The sequence below is a fragment of the Neisseria perflava genome (assembly GCF_019334725.1).
Taxonomy (GTDB): Bacteria; Pseudomonadota; Gammaproteobacteria; order Burkholderiales; family Neisseriaceae; genus Neisseria; species Neisseria subflava_A.
This window is the reverse complement of record NZ_CP079818.1, coordinates 1,174,391-1,194,219: the sequence shown is the minus strand read 5'-3', so window position 1 is coordinate 1,194,219 and position 19,829 is coordinate 1,174,391. Positions and strand designations below refer to the sequence as shown.

Genomic DNA, 19,829 nt, shown 5'->3' with positions numbered 1-19,829 from the left:
ATAGGATATTGATTGTATGAAGTGGGTGACTTTTGTTTTAACCTTCGCACTTTTGTGCTGTCAGTACAGCCTTTGGTTTGGTAAAGGCAGCGTCGGGCATACGGAAGAATTGCAGGAGCAGCTCGTCCGTCAGGAGGAAAAAAACCAAACGCTCACTTTGCGCAACAATTTCCTCAATGCGGAAGTTGAAGATTTGGCACACGGACAAGAGGCTATCGCCGAAATTGCCCGCGTCGAATTGGGCTATGTCCAAGACGGCGAAGTGTATTACCGAATCATCGACCGCCGCTAAACCCTGCAAAACAAAGGCCGTCTGAAAACATATTTTTCAGACGGCCTTTTTTATCGCAATCGCTATATAATCACATATCCCAAAATCAAATCACACCCATCATGTATGACGTAAACACCCACGATGTCCGCCGATTCTTTGCCAACGTCTGGCAACACAGGCTCGCACCGCTCCAATTGGACGGCCTGCAACAAAAAGCTTTGCGCATTATCGAAGCCCATCCCGAATACGGACACTATCTCGAAGACATCGAACAATATTTAGATAAAGAATGGTTGCCCGAAGACGGCGAAAGCAACCCATTCCTGCACATGTCTCTACACCTTTCCCTGCAAGAGCAAAGCACCATCAACCAGCCCCCGGGCATCCGTGCTATCCACCACCAACTTTGCGCCCGTTACAACGGCGACTGGGTCAAAGCCGAACACGATATGATGGAAGCCTTGGCAGAAACCATCTGGGAAGCACAACGCTACGGACGGGGCCTTGACGTCAATGCCTACATGACCCGCTTGCGGAAATTGGTCGGCTTAGGCCAAGAAGAAAAAGCCCGCCTCAATCCCCATGAAGTCGGCCTGATGGATACAAAATAACTTCTTTTCAGACGGCCTCACCCCATACAAATCCTTACGCTTGCCAAAGCCAACGTTTCCATCTTTCATGCTAAATTACTTTTTTAAAATCCGCATCACAAGGAAAACCAAAATGCTCCGCCCAGCCCTTACCGCCCTACTGCTAGCTGCCTCCCTACCCGTAGCAGCAGAAAGCCTCAACTACAACATCGTTGAATTTTCCGAATCCGCCAACATGGAAGTGCCGCGGGATACCATGACCGCGCATTTCAGCGTCAACGCAGAAGGCAAAGACCGTCAAGCCGTCAACCAAGTCTTCATGAAAAAATTTAACCAGTTCAACAAAATCTCTCAAAACAACAAATTTAAAGCCGAGTTGATGGAACGCAACGCATCCCCGCGCTATCAATATACCAACGGCAAACGCACCCAAACCGGCTGGGAAGAACACGCCTACTTCAAAGTAGAAAGCAAAGACTTTGAAGCACTCAACCGCCTGATTGCCGACAGCATCAATATCGCCGTTTTGGAGAACTCCTCATTTTCCGTATCCAAAGAAAAACGCGAAGAAACCGTCGACCAACTGAGCAAGGCCGTCATCCTGCGCTTCAAAGACCGCGCCCAAAACCTCGCCCAAACACTCGGCTTCTCCAGCTACAAAATCGTTAAACTCAACCTGGGCCACATCGGCAACCGCCAAGTCGGCGGCGACTTTGCACACGCCAAAATGTTGCGTGCAATCCCTGCTGCAGAAGTAGCTGCAGGAATAGAAGATGGCGTACCAGCCTCTCCGGGTTCAGAAGAAATCAGCCTGACCGTCAGCGGCTCGGTGCAAATGTAGGATTTTCTTTGAAATCATTTTAAAGGCCGTCTGAAAGTATATTTTTCAGACGGCCTTTTTATTTGCTCAATAATTAGAACGGTTGTTTCTATATAAAGAAAGAATGAAAAAATAAAACTCTAATTATTTCAACTTGTTGCAATCAAATATTGATAACTTCCTTAAAAATACGTAAAAATAACCCCGATAACAGAGTAATTGTATCATTATATTTTACAATATTAACGTAAAATTTTTACACATTGCTTTCAAGAGCCAACCATTTATGTTCTCTGTTTTACTTTTTGAAAATAAAAACAGAGGACTTCTAATACTTTGGTAATTCTCTTGAATAAATTTCTGTTCTATAGCTATGCTCTATTTTTGAGTTTCAAATATAGTATGGAGCTATCAAAATTGACAACTACATAAATAATATTCTTATTCTTTGTTTAATCTAACAAGAAAATGCTTAAATTGTTCTTCGTCGTTATCCAACTTTCCGAAAAATAACTCATCAATTTGCTCAATTAACGGAACAGCTGTTTGTAATATTTCTTCTCCTTTTGAGACCTTTGCAAAATCCCCCCAAAATCCCCTAAATTCCCACCAAGACATTTAGGGGATTTCTCATGAGCACCTTCTTCCGGCAAACCGCACAAGCCATGATTGCCAAACACATCGACCGCTTCCCACTATTGAAGTTGGATCAGGTGATTGATTGGCAGCCGATCGAACAATACCTGAACCGTCAAAGAACCCGTTACCTTAGAGACCACCGCGGCCGTCCCGCCTATCCCCTGTTGTCCATGTTCAAAGCCGTCCTGCTCGGACAATGGCACAGCCTCTCCGATCCCGAGCTCGAACACAGCCTCATCACCCGCATCGACTTCAACCTGTTTTGCCGCTTTGACGAACTGAGCATCCCCGATTACAGCACCCTATGCCGCTACCGCAACTGGCTGGCGCAAGACGACACCCTGCCCGAATTGCTGGAATTGATTAACCGACAACTGACCGAAAAAGGCCTAAAAGTAGAGAAAGCATCCGCCGCCGTCATTGACACCACCATTATTCAGACCGCCGGCAGCAAACAGCGCCAGGCCATAGAAGTCGATGACGAAGGACAAGTCAGCGGCCAAACCACACCGAGTAAAGACAGCGATGCCCGTTGGATAAAGAAAAACGGGTTATACAGACTCGGTTACAAACAACATACCCGTACCGATGCGGAAGGCTATATTGAGAAACTGCACATTACCCCCGCCAATGCCCATGAGTGCAAACACCTGTCGCCTTTGTTGGAAGGACTGCCCAAAGGTACGACCGTCTATGCCGATAAAGGCTATGACAGTAAGGAAAACCGGCAACATCTGAAAGAGCGTCGACTGCAGGACGGCATTATGCGCAAAGCACACCGCAACCGTCCGCTGACGGAAGCGCAAACCAAACGCAACCGATATTTGTCGAAGACCCGTTATGTGGTCGAACAAAGCTTCGGTACACTGCACCGTAAATTCCGCTATGCCCGGGCAGCCTATTTCGGTCTGCTCAAAGTAAGTGCGCAAAGCCATCTGAAGGCGATGTGTTTGAACCTTTTGAAAGCGGCTAACAGGCTAAGTGTGCCTGTTGCTGCTTAAAAGGCGGCCGGATGCCTGATTATCAGGTATCCAAGGGGGATTATGGGGGTATTTGAGTAGAATCAGTAGATATTTGAAACAAAAACAGCCGAAAACCTGTGTTAGGTTTCGGCTGTCGGAGGAAAAGGAATTTTGCAAAGGTCTCAGCCGGAGAGTTTGAATATATATACCAAACTGATCATCTTGGGCGGTTAAAAACATGGGAAGCACAAGAGCTTCAGTTAACCAAACGTTCCGACAGGCTTCATCATAACCCTAATACTCCGGGAAAACTCAGTGGTGATCATGCTGGTCATTTGGCGGGAGATAGATTTGGCGGGTCTCCAAAGTTGGATAATCTGGTATCCCAGCTTAGCGGAGTTAATTTAAGCAATTATAAAATTCTAGAAAATGAATGGGCAAATGCATTAATGGAAAAGAAACGCGTAACGGTAAATGTTGATATACAATACAAGGGAAATAGTTTAAGGCCAGATCATTTTGTTATTCAATATGAAATTGATGGCATTAAAAAAGTTGAAAAGATTTACAACACAGGAAAGTAAAAATGAAATTTGAAGATAAGATATCAGAAATACAAAAACGTATGCTTAGCTTGGCACTTGAATTTTCAGGAGAGGGGGTTACCGCTGTCTATATATATGGTGCAAGGGAAAGAAACGTATTGTCTTTTGATGCTTTTTTTAAAGTGGATAATAAAATTATGAGAAAGGAGTCTTTTAATACAAAAGAGATTCAATGGCAGTTTCTTAATCTTGGAATGGAAGATTATTCGGAACTATGCTCTGTCTTTGCCGAGAATCATCAGGAAATTCCAACTCAGTTGAAACTCATATATGACAATGTAAATCAGAAAGCATCCGCTAATTATTCATATGAAAAATTTTTCTCGCATAGAGATGATTTAACACCGGGTAATATTTTTGAACAATGGTTTAAAGAAGAAAAGCAAAAAACAGAAAACCCGTATGGCTAATCATGATTCCATAATGCAGATTAAAGGCAGCCCGAAACCCCATTCAGGCTGTCGTTTGCATTTGGGCACGCTGGCTTTCAGCCTGCTGCTCGGTTTCGGTTCGACTCTGATTGTGCCCGCCGCCGCCGCAGCAGCACGCAGGTGCAGGATGGCAGCAGCGCCGAAGCCGTCGGCAGCTCGCTGACAGCCGGCCGCCATCTCAGCATCCGTGCCACCGAAGGCAACATCGAAGCCAAAGGCGCACAAATCTCCGCCGAAGGCGATGCCCTGCTGTATGCCCGCGACGACATCCGACTGCTGGCCGCGGCCGACAGCCGCCGGCAAACCGGCAGCAGCAAGCGCAGCGGTTTCTCCATCGACAACCGCGACCATATCACCCCCTTCGGCACCTTTAACGATCAGGGGCAGGCTGCGGGCGAGATCGGCAGCATCAGCGGCAGCACCCTGTCCGTGGGCGGTAAAACCCGTCTGCTTGCCGAAAAAGGCAATATCGCCGTCAGCGGCAGCAGTCTGGTCTCCCAAGACGACCTGCTGCTTAAAGCCGGCGGCGACATCGACATCCGTGCTGCCGAACACCGCCAAAGCCAGAGCGAGCGCCAAGTTTCTTCCGGCATCGGCAGTGCCGTTATTTCCGACACCGAGCACTTTAGCGGCTGGATGAAAAACCGCCGCGAGAACGAGGGCGAAAAGGAACAACCGTTACCTTGGCACAGGAACAACGCCTGACCCAACATTAAATAACTTAAATATTAATTTAAAAGGCAAGCCAACAGAGTTAAAATTTAAATTCCCTGCTAGATAAGGATGTTTTAATGAATTTAGAGACAGCAGAAAATATTCAATGCGAATTTGAGTATTTAGCATTAGATGGTTATTTTCCAATGCATTTTGCATCGCATGGTCAAGGAAACAAAGATTGGCAATTTGCAGTTGAATTCATATATAGATTATTAATATGTCAATTAGCAACTCTTGAACCTATCAACTTTGAAACGAAAAATGATATTTTAGACTTTTGCCATAATTTAGCAAAACAAAGTCCTTTTAATAATGATAATGAGGTGTGGTATCAGGGGGAAATTGTATTAACAAAAAAAGGGATAGATTTAATAAAGGAATATATTCCAGAGGCGTTTGAAGAGTGGAATGGAAAGAAATTTGAATTAAACATTCCTTTCATTAAAACATTAAAAAATATATTTGTTAATTATGAGGTAGCATGGGATGAGAATAATCCACTATTCCCCATTATATCTTTTAAATCAGGTGTTGGAGTCACAGCTCAGGGGGTGCGAGAAATACATAATAAAGCAAAAGAACTATATGACCAAACAAGAAAGGATAGATGATGGGTTACCATATTAGGATAATAAATACCAGCAAAAAAATTTCAGACGAAAATAAAATATTAAAAAACAAGGAGAACTTGTCAATATTTTTAAGAGAAAAATTTAATTATCATGAAGGTTGCAACGAGATGGGTGAAGTATATTTTTATGACCCAAACGATGAGGAAAGCATTCTTTTTTATGATGGGGAAGAATTGCTTGCAATTACCACAAGCAATGATCTACTATCATCAATGATAAAAATTGCAAGGTCGTTTAAGGATGGTTCCAGAGTTGTTGGTGATGAAAATGAGACTTACAAGGATATAAATAATGCATATCTACATGAGGATGATTATGAGCAGACGCAACAAAAAGAAGATAACTACATTAAAAAAATTAAGGACGCCATTATTCCAATAATAGTTCCTATTTTACTTGGGATAATTGCATTAATATTAAAAATATTAAAAATATTAAAAATTAATTAATCTTAAAGCAAAGCCGACGACCGCACCCGCGCCCTGCAGGGTCTAGCCGCTGGTGCCCAAGCCTACCAACTGGCCGATGGCGTCGGCAAAGTAGCCGACGCCCTTAAAAACCAAACCGGACAGCAAGGCGCCGTCCTCTTGTCCGTCGAAGCCGGCTTCGGCTTTAAAACCGCCGGCAAGGAACAAAACCAACACTACCGCCAAAGCCAGCAAAGCAGCCTGAAAGCTGGCGGCGACATCAATATCCGCAGCCGCGAGGGCGACATTACCGTCCAAGGCAGCAACATTACCGCGGGCGACACCATCCGCCTCGATTCCGCACGCGATATCCGGCTGCAGTCGGCCCAAGACAGCCAACATCAGGACGGCAAAAACCGCAATGCCGGCGTACAGGTCGGAGTCGGGGTTTCCGTCGGTGCGCAAACCGGTGTCTATATCTACGCCGAAGCCGCCTACGGCAAAGGCAAAAACCGCACCGACAGCCAAACCCATCAAAACACCCTGCTGCAATCGGACAAACTGCAGCTCAGCAGCAAGGGCAATACCGTACTGAACGGTGCCCAAGCCCATGCAAAACGCATCGACGCCGATGTCGGCGGCACATTGCACATCGAAAGCCCGCAGGACACTGTCGAACAGGAGAGCAAACAAAGCGGCGGCGGCATCCGCGCCCAAGTCGCCCTCGGTACCGCATGGAGCGTATCCGGCAACTACAACCAAAGCAAAGCCAACGGCCACAGCCGCAGCGTCGGCAGCCAGAGCGGCCTCTTTGCCGGCGAAGGCGGCTACCACATCACCGCCGACAGCGTCCGGCTTAAAGGCGGCGCCATCGCTTCTGCCGCAGATAAAGATCACAACGAGCTCACCGCCCGCAGTTTCAGCTTTGAAGACATCCGCAACGAAAGCAGCTACAGTGCCCAAAGCATGGGTATCGGTGCCGGTTACGGCGGCAGCCTGAAAGGCAGCGACGGCTTCAATCAAAGCGCCTTTGGTCGTGCGTCCCAAACCGCCGGCCAGAACATGAACAAAGGCCTCAACTACAGCCCCACCCTGCCCCAGCATGAAAGCGGCAACAGCCAAGGCTATACCCGCTCCGTACTCAGCGAAGGCAACATCACCATCGGCGGCAAAAAAACCAGTGCCCGCGCTCTCGGCATCCATACCGATTCGGCCACTGCCCATCACGGTGCCGACAGCGTTCCCGATCTGCAAAATCTACTCGACAAACAGCAAACCGTCGCCCAATCGACTGCCGCCATCCACAGTGCCGTCGGCACCTATAGGGGCAACCGTGCCAAAGCGGCAGCCGAAGAGCTGGAAAAACAACAAGCCGCCCACGAAGGCCGTCTGAAAGAACAAAACGACGGCAGCTACGAACACTACCTCAGCCTAAGCAACGCACAACGGCAGCAGGAGATGCTGGCCCATTCCCCCGCCTACGCCCAAGCCTACCAAGAAGCCCGAAGCTGGGGCATAGGTGGTAGCAAAAGCCGTGCGCTTAGCGCCGCCGAAACCCTGATTACCGGCGCCCTGGGCGGACAGGGTGATTTACAGCTGGCGGCCAATACGTTGGCGCCGTATGCTGCAGCCGCCATCGGCAAGCGCTTCGGCCACGGTGAAAACAAAAACGAAGCCGCACAAGCAATCAGCCACTTTATGCTCGGCGCGGCCTTGGCCTACGCCAACGGCGCCGACCCGCTTGCCGGCGGCAGCGCTGCCGTTGCCGCCGAACGTGCGGCCGGGTATCTGGTCAAACAATACGACGACGGCAAGACCGCCATCGACCCGATAACGGGGAAATTCAATCCCAACCTGTTACCCGAACACATCAAAGAAGAGATCAAAGCGCAGACCGGGGCGATTGCTTCGGTAGTCGGTGCCGCCGGAGGCATCCTGAACGGCACCAACGGTGCAAACACCAATTCCCTGTTCAACGCACAGGTAGGGGGCGTGCTGGGGCAGAATGCGGTGGAGAATAACTGGTCAGGAAGTCAGAAGTATCGAAACGATTTATTAAATAGAGCCAGACAAGATGAAGATAAAGCGAAAAAATTGCTTATTATTGATAAAAAACTCCAAAAACTAGGTGTGATCGATGTTGAACCGGTTGCCATATACTATGAACAATGTAATGGATGTGCGGATGCTGATCATAAATATGGAGCAATACGCAAGCGTAACGACCAAATCGTTAGCCATGCCATACAATCTGGTACTTTGAATGATTCGGAGTTAAGCCTGATACAAGAAGATGCTGAAAATAGAGTGAAGTCGCTCCGATCGCTAGGCTTTTCGAATTACCCGCTTACTGCGGAAGTACATGCCCAAGCGAATATCTTGGACTTTATTCTTGAAGAAAGGATGAAGCGAGATCGTATTAGTTTGTCTCCAACAGAGCAAGTTAGTTACATACTACTTAAATCAGGAATGGGTAGCTCTCCCAAAGGAATAAGAGGTAGTAACTTTGGAAACTTGAGAAGGGTCACGCCCCAAAAAAGTGGAAAACCATCTGAGAATTATGGAACACCAACCCCTCCCCAAAACTACAAAGCCGACAATATCGGAAAAAGCAATCTGCCACCTACGACATCAAAGGCGCCTGTTCCCATTGTCCGCAAGGCCGAGGCTCCGTCCGGAAAGGCCGTGCCTGTGGGCGAAGTCCGCATTCCTTCAAATCCAAAAGCGGTAAAAGGAACAACCGTTACCCTGTCGCAGGAGCAACGCCTGGCCAACGGAGAGCTGATACCGAAAGGCTCTGTGGTAACGTGGTCGGACAATGCGGTAAAAGTGGTACGGCCCGACGGAATTAAAAAAATATTTAACTCTAAAATTTTAGAGGGAAGTACAGCATCGGTTTATGAATCCAAGCAGCTAATAAACTCTCAACAATTAATTTCTATTTGGCAAAATAACCCTCAATCCATTTGGGGATTATCAGCCGTAAGGATTGCAGAGCATTTTAACAATGCTGGATATAAAGCAACTGTTAGACAAAGCACACAAGGAAGTGGAAAGGCACTTATTGTAAAAATAGAAGGTCATAAAACAATCACTCAAATTCAAGTTCATCCAGGAGGAGGAAGACATGGTGGTGAATACTATAAAATATCTACAACAGATAAAGGGAAAATTAAAATAGTTAACCCTAAAACGTATAATAAAACAAATGAAAAAGCAACTATCTTATATAAATGAAAGGATTATTTATGGATGAGTTATCAAATTTGCGTTGGTCTGTTGTTGCCATGACTCAAGATCCTGATACTCAGAAAAAAATTACAGGATCTAGGCATACTGCTGGGGAGGAAATTGTTTTGGAATTCACTGATGCATTTGAAGAGTGTTTAGATAAAGGAAGTATCTTGACAACTAGACAAAAAGAAATGCTATTAAATTTAAATGCATATATATCTAGCATTAGTGGAGATGGATTCGATTTCATTTGGCTTGATGAATCAGGATTATATAGTCAGGAATGGGGAAATATACGTACATTAGCCAAGCAGGTGCTTAAAGAGTTTGGTTGGGAAAATATTTGTGCTTCTCCCTTGTATGAGAAAATATATATAAAATAAAAATTAGAGCTTAATTGCAAAAACGAAGAAACATCATAGGCCAAAAGCTAAATCGACAGCCTGAAAGCCGGCGGCGACATCAATATCCGCAGCCGCGAGGGCGACATTACCGTCCAAGGCAGCAACATTACTGCGGGCGACACCATCCGCCTCGATTCCGCGCGCGACATCCTGCTGCAGTCGGCCCAAGACAGCCAACATCAGGACGGCAAAAACCGCAATGCCGGCGTACAGGTCGGCGTCGGGGTTTCCGTTGGTGCCCAAACCGGCGTCTATATCTACGCCGAAGCCGCCTACGGCAAAGGCAAAAACCGCACCGACAGCCAAACCCATCAAAACACCCTGCTGCAATCGGACAAACTGCAGCTCAGCAGCAAGGGCAATACCGTACTGAACGGTGCCCAAGCCCATGCAAAACGCATCGACGCTGAAGTCGGCGGCACACTGCACATCGAAAGCCCGCAGGACACTGTCGAACAGGAGAGCAAACAAAGCGGCGGCGGCATCCGCGCCCAAGTCGCACTCGGTACTGCATGGAGCGTATCCGGCAACTACAACCAAAGCAAAGCCAACGGCCACAGCCGCAGCGTCGGCAGCCAAAGCGGTCTCTTTGCCGGCGAAGGCGGCTACCACATCACAGCCGACAGCGTCCGGCTTAAAGGCGGCGCCATCGCTTCTGCCGCAGACAAAGACCACAACGAACTCACCGCCCGCAGTTTCAGCTTTGAAGACATCCGCAACGAAAGCAGCTACAGTGCCCAAAGCATGGGTATCGGTGCCGGTTATGGCGGCAGCCTGAAAGGAAGCGACGGCTTCAATCAAAGCGCCTTTGGTCGTGCGTCCCAAACCGCCGGCCAGAACATGAATAAAGGCCTCAACTACAGCCCCACCCTGCCGCAGCATGAAAGCGGCGGCAGCCAAGGCTATACCCGCTCCGTACTCAGCGAAGGCAACATCACCATCGGCGGCAAAAAAACCAGTGCCCGCGCCCTCGGCATCCATACCGATTCGGCCACTGCCCATCACGGTGCCGACAGCGTTCCCGATCTGCAAAACCTACTCGACAAACAGCAAACCGTCGCCCAATCGACTGCCGCCATCCACAGTGCCGTCGGCACCTATAGGAGCAACCGTGCCAAAGCGGCAGCCGAAGAGCTGGAAAAACAACAAGCCGCCCACGAAGGCCGTCTGAAAGAACAAAACGACGGCAGCTACGAACACTATCTCAGCCTAAGCGACGCACAACGGCAGCAGGAGATGCTGGCCCATTCCCCCGCCTACGCCCAAGCCTACCAAGAAGCCCGAAGCTGGGGCATAGGCGGCAGCAAAAGCCGTGCGCTTAGCGCCGCTGAAACCCTGATTACCGGTGCCCTGGGCGGCCAGGGTGATTTACAGCTGGCGGCCAATACGTTGGCGCTGTATGCCGCAGCCGCCATCGGCAAGCGCTTCGGCCACGGTGAAAACAAAAACGAAGCCGCCCAAGCAATCGGCCACTTTATGCTCGGCGCCGCCTTGGCCTACGCCAACGGCACCGACCCGCTGGCCGGCGGCAGCGCTGCCGTTGCCGCCGAACGTGCGGCCGGGTATCTGGCCAAACAATACGACGACGGCCATACCGCGATTGACCCGACAACGGGAAAATTCAATCCCAACCTGTTACCCGAGCACATTAAAGAAGAGATTAAAGCGCAGACCGGTGCGGTTGCTTCGGTGGTGGGTGCGGCCGGAGGCCGTCTGAAAGGGGGAAGCGGCACAAACAACGGCAGCGGCAGTGCCCTGTTCAATGCACAGGTAGGGGGTGTGCTTGGGCAGAATGCGGTGGAGAATAATCTGCTTAACAACGAAGACAGAAAAAAATACGATCTTTTAACAGAGAAAATTCTCAACCATACAGCAAGTAATGAGGAAAAGGCCGAATTTGAGCGGCTGGCTGCTAAAGACCAAGTAAGCAATGAGTTATATAGAAAATATTATTCAGACCTTCATCGAAAAGATGGAAAAAAAGACCTGACAACCCAAGAAGCAGCTAGTTTGCGATCCTATCTAGACATCATCTATGATGATCAGAAAATTCTTGATAGAAAAATTAAGAATGATCTCTATCAAGGTAAAGAAATCTTGAGAAATGGAGAACCTTATTATCCGTTTTGGCTAGCCAAAAGAGATAGAAAAGTCAGAGAACATTGGAATAACTCTTGGAAAGAAATCCAGGATGCCCGAGGAAAGTATAAAACCGGTTTGGCTACTGTTAAGCATTTCTTTTTATCGGAAGGTCGTCCGATAGGGAAATACGAGAAAGCTTGGAATATCCTTGAAAGGGATAAAGCTTATGCCGATAGTTTTGAAGGCAGAGCAGCAGCCTCCACCGCACAAGGCATTGCTTTAGGTTTGGAATTTACCACTCGAGGACGTTATCTGATGATGGCTATTGGTGGAGCACAAGCCAGTTACGGAACTTATCAAATCACACAGGGAAACCTTGAGCACGGGAAAGCCAATTTCTTTTTAGGTGCCGGAACAATGTTGGGTAGTGTCAGTCTTGGTGGGGCTTCGGTTAAGAAATCTCCGTTGGCAATCCACGAACCGATTCCGGCCGGATATAACCGACCGCCGACCAGCTTGGATGTTAATGCTGGGCGTATGGCTAATCAATTTTCAACTGCACATCAGAAAGTTACGGATTTAAATATCTTATTTGCCAAACCAAGTAAAACCGTTTCTAATTCAAAAGTAGGTATCCAATGGAATAATGGTATTGGAAAGCAAGGTATGCCATGGGAGAATTATGTTGGTAAAAGCCTTCCCTCGGATGCTCGACTACCAAAAAATTTTAAAACTTTTGATTATTATGACTCCCGTGATGGCTTAGCCATTAGTGCTAAGACATTGGATACACAAACAGCATCAAGGATGCTCAAACCAAGGCAAATTTATGGTACTTTAAAAAATTATATTGACAAAGCTACCAATTTTAAAACTTACTCTCTTTCTAGTGTTAAGTTAAATGCTGATACAATTACTCGGAGAGAGATACATTTAGCTATTCCAGCCCAAACCACTAAAGAACAATGGCAGCAAATCAACAAAGCGATAGAATATGGAAAGACTCATGGTATTAATGTTAAAGTAACGGAGATTAAATAATGGAAGATAAGTGCGAAAATAAATATTTTGCAAGTTTGTATGCAAATGAAAAAGCGTTCATTGTGCAAACAGAATCCGGATTTAGGTTGTTAATGTTAGACACCTTATTCCCACCTCATATTTTGTTTCCGGATGTCGATAACAATCTGCTTGGTCAAGCTGTTTTCCAGGCATTAAAAAATAGTCGAACTTTTGAATATGGGAGTAAAGAATATAAAAATTTTTTCGATCCGGTACAAAGAGTTCAACGCTATAACCAATGGGTTGATCATATACGAGAAACACTGGGGTATAAAACCAAATCAGCTCTTTTTAGAAGGATGATGATGTGCGGCATTACCATGAATAGCAAAGAAATCATAATTTCCCCCAACAAACATATCAGATCAGATGCGTGGGAAGGTATTGATGAAAAAGACATAATCATGCCTGCCGACAGTAACTATGTGGAAATTGGACAAGGAGCAAAACAAGCTCTAAGTTATTGTAAGTAGGTATATACGTAGTGCATAGGCTTGTTCCCACAACATACTTTTAGTGGCCGACGCCGTCAAAAACCAAACCGGACAGCAGGGCGCCGTCCTCTTGTCCGTTGAAGCCGGTTTCGGCTTTAAAACCGCCGGCAAAGAGCAAAACCAACACTACCGCCAAAGCCGGCAAAGCAGCCTGAAAGCCGGCGGCGACATCAATATCCGCAGCCGCGAGGGCGACATTACCGTCCAAGGCAGCAACATTACTGCGGACGACACCATCCGCCTCGATTCCGCGCGCGACATCCTGCTGCAGTCGGCCCAAGACAGCCAACATCAGGACGGCAAAAACCGCAATGCCGGCGTACAGGTCGGCGTCGGGGTTTCCGTCGGTGCGCAAACCGGTGTCTATATCTATGCCGAAGCCGCCTACGGCAAAGGCAAAAACCGCACCGACAGCCAAACCCATCAAAACACCCTGCTGCAATCGGACAAACTGCAGCTCAGCAGCAAGGGCAATACCGTGCTGAATGGTGCCCAAGCCCATGCCCGACGCATCGACGCCGATGTCGGCGGCACCCTTTATATCGAAAGCCCGCAGGACACTGTCGAACAGGAGAGCAAACAAAGCGGCGGCGGCATCCGCGCCTAAGTCGCGCTCGGTACCGCATGGAGCGTATCCGGCAACTACAACCAAAGCAAAGCCAGCGGCCACAGCCGCAGCGAAAGATATTAGGATCAACCAACAGCAGGTAAACAACCAAATGTGCCGTGTAGGGATCTGCCGTCCGGATGTTCAAGCCACTCTACCAAATTCCAATAAACGAATTTATATCGAATACGATCGCACCAGCTCAAACCGTGGAGCCGGACATGCATCGAGAGCATTGAGTAATGATCCGGATGCTATTGTAATTTTAAGGACTGTGGATTAAATTATGAATGTAAACAAAGATTTTTTTCTTGCAAGAGACGGCCATCCGAGCCTGAAACAGTTTTATTTTATTGGCGCGCCATTTGAAAAAGCACTGGATCTTTATCTAAAAAGACGTATGGATTTAAGTGATTTTTATCAAAATCTAAAACCGAAACTATCGTATTTGGATGAGGAGTATACCCTCAGTCAGAAATTGGATTTCTTGAATCCGCTTGAGATTACCGGATCATCCAAATATTTATTGTTGGAAACGCAGTCTGATTGGTCATTGCTAATAGGTAATAACCGGAACGGCACAGACTTTTCAAGTGTGCCGTATGAAGCCTTGCTGTGGAAAATCAGATTATTGACTATGTATTTACGTCCATATTTTGGCAAAGACGAATTCGGTGCGGTCTCATTTACCCTGTATGAGGGCAGCAAACAGGTTTCCCGTCATGACTGCGAAACCAGAAATGTTATGCTGCATAAAGAAACCAGTCGTGTCGAGTTTATGGAATATGGCACGCCGCTGCCGTTTGAACAGACAGAAAAATATACCGAAAGACTCAAAAAAAACAGGCTGACTGTGGAGATGATCGAAGAATATTGCAAACATTTAGGCATTTCATTATTTGATTTGGACTTCTACCAGTCCAAAGCCGCCCTTATTGAGATATTGAGAAACAAATAACTTTCATCTCTTCAAAAAGACAGTCTGAAAAATATCCAGGCTGTCTTTTAACGTCGGCAGCCAAAGCGGTCTCTTTGCCGGCGAAGGCGGTTATCACATCACCGCCGACAGCGTCCGGCTCAAAGGCGGCGCCATCGCTTCTGCCGCAGACAAAGACCACAACGAACTCACCGCCCGCAGTTTCAGCTTTGAAGACATCCGCAACGAAAGCAGCTACAGTGCCCAAAGCATGGGTATCGGTGCCGGTTACGGCGGCAGCCTGAAAGGCAGCGACGGCTTCAATCAAAGCGCCTTTGGTCGTGCGTCCCAAACCGCCGGCCAGAACATGAATAAAGGCTTCAACTACAGCCCCACCCTGCCGCAACATGAAAGCGGCAACAGCCAAGGCTATACCCGCTCGCTGCTCAGCGAAGGCAACATCACCATCGGCGGCAAAAAAACCAGTGCCCGCGCCCTAGGCATCCATACCGATTCGGCCACTGCCCATCACGGTGCCGACAGCGTTCCCGATCTGCAAAACCTACTCGACAAACAGCAAACCATTGCCCAATCGACTGCCGCCATCCACAGTGCCGTCGGCACCTATAGGGGCAACCGTGCCAAAGCGGCAGCCGAAGAGCTGGAAAAACAACAGGCCGCCCACGAAGGCAGCCTGAAAGAGCGTAACGACGGCAGCTACGAACACTACCTCAGCCTAAGCGACGCACAGCGGCAGCAGGAGATGCTGGCCCATTCCCCCGCCTACGCCCAAGCCTACCAAGAAGCCCGAAGCTGGGGCATAGGCGGCAGCAAAAGCCGTGCGCTTAGCGCCGCCGAAACCCTGATTACCGGCACCCTGGGCGGCCAGGGTGATTTACAGCTGGCGGCCAATACGTTGGCACCGTATGCTGCAGCCGCCATCGGCAAGCGCTTCGGCCACGGTGAAAACAAAAACGAAGCCGCGCAAGCAATCGGCCACTTTATGCTCGGTGCCGCCTTGGCCTACGCCAACGGCGCCGACCCGCTTGCCGGCGACAGCGCTGCTGTTGCTGCCGAACGTGCGGCCGGGTATCTGGCCAAACAATACGACGACGGCCATACCGCGATTGACCCGACAACGGGAAAATTCAATCCCAACCTGTTACCCGAGCACATTAAAGAAGAGATTAAAGCGCAGACCGGGGCGATTGCTTCGGTGGTGGGTGCGGCGGGCGGCAGTCTGAACGGCACAAACGGCGGCAACGGAGCGTTGTTTGATGCGCCGCTGCCTGAAGGCGAATACCAAGATCCCTTCGACTTTATGCGTGCCTACGATTTGGACTTCCCTTACGAATACCTGCAAAACTGGGTGGATTACTACACCGGCCAAACAGATACTTTGGGTTTGCCGCCGCTTGCGAATGACGAATAGAGTTTAGGATTAAGTTGCTGTGTGTTTACATCGCAGGCAGCCTGCCCCCTTTTCTCGTTTTCAGGCTGCCTTTCCCCACCCCCGCACACACTACGGATACCCCCGCCATGAACAAACACCGCCATAAAACCGTCTTCAACCGCACCCGCGGCATCCTGATGGCCGTAGCCGAGACTGCCATCGGGCAGGGCAAAAGTTCCGGCGAGCGCTCAAGCGGAGAAGCCGGTGGCGGTAACGGCAGCCTAAAAACCCATTCAAGCAGAGACCTTTGCAAAAAAGCCCTTCCCTCGACAGCCGGAACCTAAACAAAGATTTTCGGCTGTTTCTCTCCCCCAATACCTCCTGATTCTACCCAAATACCCCCTTAATCCTCCCCGAACGCCCCATAATCAGGCATCCGGGCCGCCTTTTAGGCGCAAACAGGCACACTTAGCCTGTTGGCGGCTTTCAACAGGTTCAAACGCATCGCCTTCAGATGGCTTTGCGCACTCACTTTAATCAGCCCGAAATAGGCTGCCCGGGCATAGCGGAATTTACGGTGCAGCGTACCGAAGCTTTGTTCGACCACATAACGGGTTTTTGACAAATATCGGTTACGTTTGGTTTGCGCTTCCGTCAGCGGACGGTTGCGGTGGGCTTTGCGCATAATGCCGTCCAACAACTGATGTTCTTTCAGATGTTGCCGGTTTTCCTTGCTGTCGTATCCTTTGTCGGCATAGATGGTCGTACCTTCGGTTATCCCTTTCAGTAAAGGCGACAGGTGGTTGTACTCATGGGTATTGGCGGGAGTGATGTGCAGTTTCTCGATATAGCCTTCCTCATCGGTGCGGGTATGTTGTTTGTAACCAAGTTTGTAGAGGCCGTTTTTCTTTGTCCAACGGGCATCTTTGTCTTTACTAGGTGTGGTTTGTCCACTGACTTGTCCCTCCTCATCAACTTCTATAGCCTGACGCTGTTTGCTGCCGGCGGTCTGAAAAATGGTGGCGTCAATGACGGCGGCGGATGCTTTCTCTACTTTTAGTTTTTTTTCGGTCAGTTGACGGTTGATCAGTTCCAGCAATTCGGACAGGGTGTCGTCTTGCGCCGCCGGTTGCGGTAGCGGCATAAGGTGCTGTAATCGGGGATACTCAGTTCGTCAAAACGGCAAAACAGGTTGAAATCGATGCGGGTGATGAGGCTGTGTTCGAGCTCGGGATCGGAGAGGCTGTGCCATTGGCCGAGCAGGACGGCTTTAAACATGGACAACAGGGGATAGGCGGGACGGCCGCGGTGGTCTCTAAGGTAACGGGTTCTTTGACGGTTCAGGTACTGTTCGATCGGTTGCCAATCAATCACTTGATCCAATTTCAATAGTGGGAAGCGGTCGATGTGTTTGGCAATCATGGCTTGGGCGGTTTGCTGGAAGAAGGTACTCATGGAAAATCCCCTAAATGTCTTAGTAGGAATTTAGGGGATTTTGGGGAATTTTGCAAAGGTCTCAGGCCGTCTGAAAGTATATTTTTCAGACGGCCTTTTGTATTGTTCAATGATTAGAAGGGAATATCGTCGTCGATATCATCAACCGGAGCAGTCGGTTGTACCGGAGCAGGACGACGGGCTGGGGCGGCTGGGGGTTCTTGAGCTGGAGCAGATTGGTATTGCTGTTGTGGCGCTTGTTGGTAACTGCTTTGGCTTGAATGACCGCCTTGGTTGTAGCCGTCATCGTATGGTGCGCCGCCGCTGTTGTCGTTGCGGCCGCCGAGCATTTTCATTTCGTTGGCGATGATGTCGTAAGCGGTGCGCTCGATGCCGTCTTTTCCTTGGTATTTACGGCTTTGGATACGGCCTTCCAGGTACACTTGGCTGCCTTTACGCAGGTATTGACCGGCGATCTCGGCGAGTTTGCGGTACATGGTGATATTGTGCCATTCGGTACGTTCTACGCGTTGGCCATTACGGTCGTTCCACGTTTCACTGGTGGCAACGCTGAAGTTACAGACGGCCTCGCCGTTGGGCATATAGCGGACTTCCGGGTCGCGGCCGAGGCGGCCGATGAGGATAACTTTATTCAATGACATTTTACACTCCTGTGATAATTTTTTCGGCGGCCTCTTGGTCGAATCCTTTTTGCAAGGCCTTGATATAAATGGTTTGTTTGTCTGCGCTAAAGCTGATGCTTTCAACGCCTTCAATTTCGGTCAATTTTTGGTAGAGCAAATCCGGATTTTGTTGCCATTCGGCGTTAAGCGGATAGCTGAGGTTTTTGACAGGTTTTGGTGCCGGCGAAATGACTGCCAATACCAGCCACAGCAACATCAATACGCTACAAAAGGCAAATACGCCTACAAAACCGTATTTTTGGAACAATAAACCACCGGTTGCGCCGCCGACAAATAAGCCGACCGACTGCATGGTGTTATACACGCCCATCGCGGTGCCTTTCAAATCGGACGGAGCAATTTTTGACACCATAGACGGCAGGCTGGCTTCCAATACATTGAAACCAATAAAGTAAACAATCAGATAAGCGGTAATCAACCAGACCGAGTGCATTCCAAACAGCAGACCGATTTGCGCCGTGGCAATGCAGACGATACCAAGGATAAACACTTGTTTGAGTTTGTTGCGCGTTTCGCCGACGATAATCAGCGGCACCATAATAATCAGACCGGTAATGGTTGACGGCAGATAGACTTGCCAGTGATGGATTTTTTCCAAACCCAACTGCGTCATGGCAAACGGCAATGCGGTAAATAAAGCCATTTGCGCCGCATGCAAGGCAAAAATACCGAAGTCGAGATTGAGCAGTTGGCGGTTTTTCAATACCTCGCCCATACGCGAAGGCTGCGCCTGCGTGTCTTCGTGCATTTTTGACACTTCGGGATCAGGAGTCATCCAGGCAACTACGCCGATACTGATTACAGTCAGAATACCGGTCAGCGCAAACAGGCCGGATACGCCGATAAAGCTGGCAATCATCGGCGCAAGCACCAGGCTGACGGAAAAGGTCAAGCCGATACTCAGGCCGATCATCGCCATCGCACGCGTCCGCACTTCATTACGGGTCAAATCCGCCAGCAAAGCCGTTACCGCCGCACTGACGGCACCCGCACCTTGAATGGCACGCGCGGCAACCAACATCTGCAGGCTGTCGGCAACTGCGGCCAAAAAACTACCCGCCGCAAATACAATCAGGCCGGCATAAATCACTTTTTTACGGCCGAACTTATCAGAAGCCATGCCCAAAGGCAGCTGCAGCAAAGCCTGTGTCAGCCCATAAATACCCATCGCCATACCGACCAGCGCTTTATTGTTTTCTGCGCCGGGCAACGAAGCGGCATACATCGCCAAAACAGGCAATACCAAAAACATCCCCAACATACGCAGTGCGTAAACGCCGGAAAGTGTGGTACTGGCACGCCACTCGTGCGGAAACATTTGAATGCGGTTATCTCTTGCCATAAATAATGTTTCAGACGGCCTTAAGTTTGCGAAAGGCCGTCTGAAAGTGTGAATTAACAGATTTTCTGATTATACAGGAT

At 48.8% G+C, this 19,829-nt stretch carries 21 protein-coding genes and 4 pseudogenes; 20 read left to right on the top strand and 5 right to left on the bottom strand.

All coding sequences use genetic code 11. The annotated features are described in order from the left end of the window. Nucleotides 1–16 precede the first annotated feature (16 nt). The 3 genes from ftsB to LPB400_RS05750 all read left to right on the top strand — a co-directional run bounded on the left by ftsB (nucleotide 17) and on the right by LPB400_RS05750 (nucleotide 1,705). Complete coding sequence (gene ftsB, locus LPB400_RS05760) at nucleotides 17–292, top strand: cell division protein FtsB (protein ID WP_003679613.1); 276 nt, start codon at nucleotides 17–19, stop codon at nucleotides 290–292. A gap of 101 nt (nucleotides 293–393) precedes the next feature. After that, nucleotides 394–885 (top strand): DUF1841 family protein, encoded by a 492-nt coding sequence (locus LPB400_RS05755; protein ID WP_107791802.1) that lies wholly within the window; start codon nucleotides 394–396, stop codon nucleotides 883–885. 112 nt (nucleotides 886–997) lie between these two features. Then, nucleotides 998–1,705: an SIMPL domain-containing protein gene (locus LPB400_RS05750; RefSeq protein WP_107791801.1), complete on the top strand. Its 708-nt coding sequence runs from the start codon at nucleotides 998–1,000 to the stop codon at nucleotides 1,703–1,705. Between the two features lie 420 nt (nucleotides 1,706–2,125). Here LPB400_RS05750 and LPB400_RS05745 read toward each other — a convergent pair whose 3' ends face one another. Beyond that, nucleotides 2,126–2,302 carry an endonuclease gene (locus tag LPB400_RS05745; RefSeq protein WP_107791800.1) on the bottom strand — a complete coding sequence of 59 codons (177 nt, stop codon included), beginning with the start codon at nucleotides 2,300–2,302 and terminating at the stop codon, nucleotides 2,126–2,128. Between the two features lie 14 nt (nucleotides 2,303–2,316). Between LPB400_RS05745 and LPB400_RS05740 the strand changes: the two genes are divergently transcribed. The 15 genes and pseudogenes from LPB400_RS05740 (at nucleotide 2,317) to LPB400_RS05675 (ending at nucleotide 14,918) form a co-directional block, all read left to right on the top strand. Continuing rightward, nucleotides 2,317–3,324 carry an IS5 family transposase gene (locus tag LPB400_RS05740; protein ID WP_219088403.1) on the top strand — a complete coding sequence of 336 codons (1,008 nt, stop codon included), beginning with the start codon at nucleotides 2,317–2,319 and terminating at the stop codon, nucleotides 3,322–3,324. A 98-nt stretch (nucleotides 3,325–3,422) separates the two neighbouring features. Next, nucleotides 3,423–3,869, top strand: a complete 447-nt coding sequence (locus tag LPB400_RS05735; RefSeq protein WP_070646392.1) for a DNA/RNA non-specific endonuclease — start codon at nucleotides 3,423–3,425, stop codon at nucleotides 3,867–3,869. A 2-nt stretch (nucleotides 3,870–3,871) separates the two neighbouring features. Continuing rightward, nucleotides 3,872–4,300, top strand: coding sequence for a hypothetical protein (locus LPB400_RS05730; protein ID WP_002233344.1), 429 nt, complete (start codon nucleotides 3,872–3,874; stop codon nucleotides 4,298–4,300). After that, a complete protein-coding gene (locus LPB400_RS05725) occupies nucleotides 4,293–4,484 on the top strand; it encodes a hypothetical protein (RefSeq protein WP_107792511.1) in 192 nt (63 codons plus the stop codon). Before LPB400_RS05730 ends, LPB400_RS05725 begins: the two co-directional genes overlap by 8 nt. Continuing rightward, a complete protein-coding gene (locus tag LPB400_RS05720) occupies nucleotides 4,442–5,026 on the top strand; it encodes a hemagglutinin repeat-containing protein (RefSeq protein WP_219088401.1) in 585 nt (194 codons plus the stop codon). Before LPB400_RS05725 ends, LPB400_RS05720 begins: the two co-directional genes overlap by 43 nt. Continuing rightward, nucleotides 4,995–5,102 (top strand): annotated as a pseudogene (locus tag LPB400_RS11145) (adhesin); the annotation flags it as partial. The gene LPB400_RS05720 and the pseudogene LPB400_RS11145, both read left to right, overlap by 32 nt. Before the next feature lie 10 nt (nucleotides 5,103–5,112). After that, nucleotides 5,113–5,649: a hypothetical protein gene (locus LPB400_RS05715; RefSeq protein WP_225905485.1), complete on the top strand. Its 537-nt coding sequence runs from the start codon at nucleotides 5,113–5,115 to the stop codon at nucleotides 5,647–5,649. Beyond that, a complete protein-coding gene (locus LPB400_RS05710) occupies nucleotides 5,646–6,119 on the top strand; it encodes a hypothetical protein (RefSeq protein ID WP_107792512.1) in 474 nt (157 codons plus the stop codon). The genes LPB400_RS05715 and LPB400_RS05710 overlap by 4 nt, the downstream gene beginning before the upstream one ends. Before the next feature lie 6 nt (nucleotides 6,120–6,125). Continuing rightward, a pseudogene (locus LPB400_RS11105) lies at nucleotides 6,126–8,948 on the top strand (hemagglutinin repeat-containing protein); the annotation flags it as partial. Between the two features lie 377 nt (nucleotides 8,949–9,325). After that, nucleotides 9,326–9,694, top strand: a complete 369-nt coding sequence (locus LPB400_RS05695) for a hypothetical protein (RefSeq protein ID WP_003712418.1) — start codon at nucleotides 9,326–9,328, stop codon at nucleotides 9,692–9,694. 51 nt (nucleotides 9,695–9,745) lie between these two features. Continuing rightward, nucleotides 9,746–10,132: pseudogene (locus tag LPB400_RS11015) on the top strand (hemagglutinin repeat-containing protein); the annotation flags it as partial. A gap of 423 nt (nucleotides 10,133–10,555) precedes the next feature. Continuing rightward, nucleotides 10,556–12,838 (top strand): hypothetical protein, encoded by a 2,283-nt coding sequence (locus LPB400_RS05690; RefSeq protein ID WP_283122434.1) that lies wholly within the window; start codon nucleotides 10,556–10,558, stop codon nucleotides 12,836–12,838. After that, nucleotides 12,838–13,332, top strand: coding sequence for a contact-dependent growth inhibition system immunity protein (locus LPB400_RS05685; RefSeq protein WP_219088399.1), 495 nt, complete (start codon nucleotides 12,838–12,840; stop codon nucleotides 13,330–13,332). Before LPB400_RS05690 ends, LPB400_RS05685 begins: the two co-directional genes overlap by 1 nt. A 43-nt stretch (nucleotides 13,333–13,375) precedes the next feature. After that, the gene (locus LPB400_RS05680; RefSeq protein ID WP_219088397.1) at nucleotides 13,376–13,960 is read left to right on the top strand and encodes a hemagglutinin repeat-containing protein; all 585 of its coding nucleotides are present in this window, start codon (nucleotides 13,376–13,378) and stop codon (nucleotides 13,958–13,960) included. A gap of 286 nt (nucleotides 13,961–14,246) precedes the next feature. Then, on the top strand, nucleotides 14,247–14,918 hold the full coding sequence (locus LPB400_RS05675) for a hypothetical protein (RefSeq protein ID WP_003686835.1): 672 nt from the start codon (nucleotides 14,247–14,249) through the stop codon (nucleotides 14,916–14,918). Here LPB400_RS05675 and LPB400_RS11010 read toward each other — a convergent pair. Then, nucleotides 14,893–15,204, bottom strand: a complete 312-nt coding sequence (locus tag LPB400_RS11010; protein ID WP_225905487.1) for a hypothetical protein — start codon at nucleotides 15,202–15,204, stop codon at nucleotides 14,893–14,895. The two genes, LPB400_RS05675 and LPB400_RS11010, sit on opposite strands and share 26 nt — an antisense overlap. 39 nt (nucleotides 15,205–15,243) lie before the next feature. On the opposite strand from LPB400_RS11010, the gene LPB400_RS11100 reads away from it, so the two are divergent. Then, nucleotides 15,244–16,308, top strand: coding sequence for a hypothetical protein (locus LPB400_RS11100; RefSeq protein ID WP_318839043.1), 1,065 nt, complete (start codon nucleotides 15,244–15,246; stop codon nucleotides 16,306–16,308). Nucleotides 16,309–16,415: 107 nt separating this feature from the next. Next, on the top strand, nucleotides 16,416–16,613 hold the full coding sequence (locus tag LPB400_RS05660) for an ESPR domain-containing protein (RefSeq protein WP_107792516.1): 198 nt from the start codon (nucleotides 16,416–16,418) through the stop codon (nucleotides 16,611–16,613). A 104-nt stretch (nucleotides 16,614–16,717) separates the two neighbouring features. Here the strand turns inward: LPB400_RS05660 and LPB400_RS05655 are convergent. The 3 genes and pseudogenes from LPB400_RS05655 to LPB400_RS05645 form a co-directional block, all read right to left on the bottom strand. Beyond that, nucleotides 16,718–17,724: pseudogene (locus tag LPB400_RS05655) on the bottom strand (IS5 family transposase). A gap of 113 nt (nucleotides 17,725–17,837) precedes the next feature. After that, on the bottom strand, nucleotides 17,838–18,365 hold the full coding sequence (locus LPB400_RS05650) for a single-stranded DNA-binding protein (RefSeq protein ID WP_107792518.1): 528 nt from the start codon (nucleotides 18,363–18,365) through the stop codon (nucleotides 17,838–17,840). A gap of 1 nt (nucleotide 18,366) precedes the next feature. After that, nucleotides 18,367–19,749: an MFS transporter gene (locus LPB400_RS05645; RefSeq protein WP_107792519.1), complete on the bottom strand. Its 1,383-nt coding sequence runs from the start codon at nucleotides 19,747–19,749 to the stop codon at nucleotides 18,367–18,369. Nucleotides 19,750–19,829: the final 80 nt, after the last annotated feature.